The sequence below is a fragment of the Micromonospora tarensis genome (assembly GCF_016803395.1).
GTDB classification, from domain to species: Bacteria; Actinomycetota; Actinomycetes; order Mycobacteriales; family Micromonosporaceae; genus Micromonospora; species Micromonospora tarensis.
The window spans coordinates 1-2601 of sequence record NZ_JAEVHL010000434.1 but is presented as its reverse complement, the minus strand read 5'-3'; the positions used below and the strand labels follow the sequence as shown (position 1 = coordinate 2601).

Annotated in this window: 2 pseudogenes; both read right to left on the bottom strand. The window is 75.2% G+C overall.

Features of this window, described 5'->3' with window-relative positions:
- Positions 1 to 322, bottom strand: a pseudogene (locus tag JM949_RS35155) (hypothetical protein); the annotation flags it as partial.
- Positions 319 to 2601, bottom strand: a pseudogene (locus JM949_RS35150) (FtsK/SpoIIIE domain-containing protein); the annotation flags it as partial. The pseudogenes JM949_RS35150 and JM949_RS35155, both read right to left, overlap by 4 nt.

The following is a 2601-nucleotide window of genomic DNA, read 5'->3' as shown; positions in this document are numbered from 1 at the left end:
GCGGCACGGGATCGGTGGCTCCGCTGCCGTAGGCCGGGGCGGGCGGGTCGCCGAGTCGGCGTACGCCGAGGCGCGAGCGCACCTGCTGCCACAGGTGGGCCACCTCGGCGTCCACCCGTTCCTGCTGTTCGCGGGCGGCGACGAGTTCCTCCTCGGCGGCCCGGAGCTGGTCGACCGCCTCGGCGACGGCCCGCTCGGCCGCGGCGCACTGCCGCTCGTGCCAGGTGTGCGCCTCGGCGCGCTGTTCGCGGACCCGGGCGGTCAGGTCCGCCAACCGCCGCAACTGCGCCGGGTACGTCTCGCTGGTCACCGGTTCGTTCATCGCGACGGTCCGTAGGGGATGATCACCTGTCCGGTGCGGTGGACCGCCCGGTCGAAGAAGAGCCCGCGCCAGGGGCGGGGATACCAGTCCGGGCCGCCGGTTCCCGGGTAGAGCGACGCGCCCAACTCGCCACCGTGCGCGTCCAGCGCCACCCAGGCGCCGATCTGGTCGGTGCGGGCGGCCGGCCCGCCCAGGTCGGCGCGCATCCGGGCGACGCCCCGCCACCAGGCCAGCACGTGCGTCCGCCGCTCCGGCCCGTCGTGCAGGATCCGGCGCAGCTGCTCCAGGCCGGTCCGTCGGCCGCGCGGGCGGCCAGCGCCCCGGCCGCCGCGTCGACCGCGAACAGCAGCAGGTAGTGCGGGCTTCCCGGGCCGCCCAGCCCGTCGCCGTCTCGGCCATCAACTCGCCGACGGTCTCCTCGTCGTACCAGGCGGCGTCGTCGGCCAGGTCGTCGTAGAGGGCGCGGGCGATCGGGTCCGCGTCGGGGTCGAGGCAGGCGATGGAGAACCGGGCGGTGCCCGGCGGGTGCTGGCGGGCCAGTGACCGGGCCGCCGCGTCCAGCACCGCGCACGCCTCGTCCACCCGGGTGCCCAGTACCGCAAGGTTGCGCCCGGGGGCACGCGGCAGGCGCAGCGCCGCCGACCGGGACTGCACGTCGATGATCTCGCCGAGCACTGCCACCGGGTTACGCGGCACGCCCCCGTCCGCCGGCTCGGCCAGCATCCGGAAGTCCGGGGCGTCGGCCAGCCGGGGGATCGCGTCGCCGTCGAAGAGCCGGGCGGGTGCGGCGTCGGCCGGGCGCATCCGCCACAGCCGGTGCTGCAACCCGCTCCAGGTCTCCCAGTCGCTGGCCGACGGGATCCGGGCGATCTCGTTGCCCTCCACCATGCCCGACTCGGCGTTGACCACCGCGTGCCAGCGCGGCAGCGACTGCGCCGCGTCGTTGCGCTCGGCGAGGATCCGCAGCGCCTTGGGCAGCGCGATGCGCAGGGTGAACTGGGCGACCAGCGCGGGCCGACCCCACAGCGCCTCGATGCCCCGCACGTCCTGCGACGCGAGCACCAGGTGGATGCCCTGAGAGCGGCCGCGTCGGGCCAGGTCCTCCAGCAGGTCGCCGACTCCCGGGCGACCACGTCCCGGCCGGCCAGCAGCATCTGGAACTCGTCGACCACCGCGACGATCCGGGGCCAGTGCCCGGTCGGGTCGACCGCCCGCAGCTCGGCCAGCTTGGTCACCTCGTGCTTCTTGGCCGCGTCGGCGCGTCGGCGCAACTCCTCGGCGAGGAAGCGCAGCAGCGCCAGCCCGAACTCCCGGTCGGTGTTGACGTTGATGCCGACCAGCCGCATGTGCGGCAGCCAGCTCGGGTCGCGCCGACCCTGCGCGAACCGCGCGAAGGAGACCCCCTCCTTGAAGTCGAGCAGGTAGAACTCCAGCTCGGCGGGGGAGTAGCGAGCGGCCAGCGCCCCGATCCACGCGAAGATCAGGTTGGTCTTGCCGGTGCCGGACGGCCCGCCGATCAGCGCGTGCGGTGGATAGTCGCCAAGCGTCAACCGCACCGGCCGACCGTGTGGCCCCTCACCGATCGGGGCGGTCAGCCCGTCGGCGGAGTCCTCCCGCCACATCGCATCCGGCGGGGGCAGCAGGTCGGTGAACGGGGTCGGCGGTGGGCCCGCGTTCACCCGGGCGGCGACGTCCCGACAGGTCTCGGTGACCAGCGTCGCCGGTGGTGGCGGGTCCAGCCGGACCGACAGCCCGGCCGACCCGCCGATCCGCGCGCCGGACAACCCGGCCACCACCCGGGTCACCGTCGGGTCGTCCGGCACCGACACCCCGTGCACCACCAGGTGTACGCCGCAGGCGGCACCGGCGCGTACCACCCGGTCCAGTTGCCCGCGCTCGTGCCGGTTCAGCTCCTCAGCACCGAGCAGCACCGCCACCCGCCACGGCTCGGGGCGTCGACCGGTGGCGCTCGCCAGTTCGCGCAGCGAGGCGTACTCGCCGGCCAGCACCGTCTCGTTGATCCGGCGGATCTGCTCCACCAGGTCGTCGAGGAGCGGGCCCAGCCCGCCGGGGCCGACGAAGGTGAGCAGCCCGGCCGTGCCCAACGGGGCGAAACCGGCCAGGCCACCGCCGAGCTGCTCCGGGTCGTACCCGATCAGGCGTACCGCCCCGGGGTCGGCGCGGCCGATGGCCCGCAGCAGCAGCGCGGAGACCACCGCGTCGCAACCGGCACGGTCGTCTCCGGCGAGATGGACATGCCCGGCGTCGAGCAGCGGCAC